This is a genomic window from Streptomyces sp. CNQ329 (assembly GCF_000482585.1).
Map to the genome: position 1 here is coordinate 1 of NZ_AXVU01000144.1, position 1,505 is coordinate 1,505.

At 69.3% G+C, this 1,505-nt stretch carries 2 protein-coding genes; both read right to left on the reverse strand.

What is annotated here, in order from left to right:
- Nucleotides 1–587: beta-ketoacyl synthase N-terminal-like domain-containing protein (locus I003_RS33895; protein ID WP_037722239.1), on the reverse strand; the 587-nt coding region annotated here is incomplete at its 3' end.
- 53 nt (nucleotides 588–640) lie between these two features.
- The coding region (locus I003_RS0129440; protein WP_027774708.1) for a beta-ketoacyl reductase at nucleotides 641–1,505 on the reverse strand (865 nt) is incomplete at its 5' end.

Genomic DNA, 1,505 nt, shown 5'->3' on the forward strand with positions numbered 1-1,505 from the left:
AGCCCGAACGTATACGCCACCCGCCCCGACGCCACACTCGCCGCACCACCATTACCCAGGAAGCCCTCATAGCCTTCCGGGATCTGGTGCATGAGCCGGCCGGTGTAGTCGTCGTACATGACCCCGGCGAAGACTCCCGTCTTGCTGCCCTTGAGGGAGTGAGAGTCGATGCCTCCGCGCTCGAACGCCTCCCAGGCCGCCTCCAGCAGGAGCCGCTGCTGCGGGTCCGTGGCCGTGGCCTCCCGCGGGCTCATGCCGAAGAACTCGGGGTCGAACTCGTCCGCCGAGTGCAGGAAGCCACCCTCGCGGGAATAGCTCTTCCCGGTCCGGTCGGGGTCCGGGTCGTAGAGGCCCTCGACGTCCCAGCCGCGGTTGACCGGGAACTCCGAGATCGCGTCCGTGCCCTCGGCGACCAGCCGCCACAGGTCCTCAGGCGAACGCACCCCGCCCGGATACCGGCAGGACATCGAAACGATCGCAATCGGCTCCTGCCTTGCCGTCTCGGCGTCCTGCAGGCGCTGCCGCGTCTGGTGCAGCTCGGCGACTGCGCGGGTCAGGTACTCCCGAAGCTTGGCTTCGTCCGACATTGGTCGTCGCTCCTCTGTACGGAATTGCTGGGGCGGCGCGGACGCCGCCGAGGTCAGGAAAGGTCGAGATCGCCGTCGAGCAGATCGAACAGTTCGTCGTTGGACGCGGAACGGAGCTTCGTCTCGATGTCCTCGGCGTCCGGTGCTGTGCGGGTGGTCTCGTTGAGGCGGGTGAGGAGGGCCTGGAGGCGGCGTGTCACCTTCACTCGCCCGGCGTCCTCCGCGGAACGTTCGATCAGTGTCAGTTCGAGCTTGTCGATCTCCGCCAGGAACGAGGTCTCGACGCTCGTCTCGTCGACGCCGACGCTCTCGCCGATGTACCGGGCCAGATCGTTCGGCGTGGGGTAGTCGAAGATCAGCGTGGAGGTCAGGCGGAGCCCGGTGGCGTCGGTGAGGCGGTTGCGGAGCTGGACGGCGGTGAGGGAGTCGAAGCCCAGCTCGTTGAACGGGCGGTACGGATCGATCGCATCCGCGCCGCCGTGCCCCAGGACCGCGGCCACGGCGCTGCACACGACGTCGAGCAGCAGCTTCTGCCGCCCCTCCGACGGCAGTTCCCTGAGTCGGGCGGCCAGGTCCGGTCCTGACGGCTGTGCACCGTGCGTCCGCGCGGCGGTGCGGCGGAGGGCCGGCACGAGATCGCGGAGGAGCGCAGGCAGGTGGGGCGTCGAGCGGAGAGCGGCCGGATCGAGGGGGGTGCAGAGGTGGTGGGATTGCGAGCTGCCGAGCGCGGTGTCGAGAAGGCGGAGGGCGTGCTCGGTGGTGAGCGGGGTGCTGCCGTGGGTGAGACTGCGGATGTCGGTGGTGGTGAGGTGGCCGGTGAGGTCGGTGGTGTGCTTCCAGTAGCCCCAGGCGAGGCTGGTGGTGGGGTGGCCTTGGCGGGTGCGGTGGTGGGCGAGGGCGTCCAGGTAGGTGTTGGCG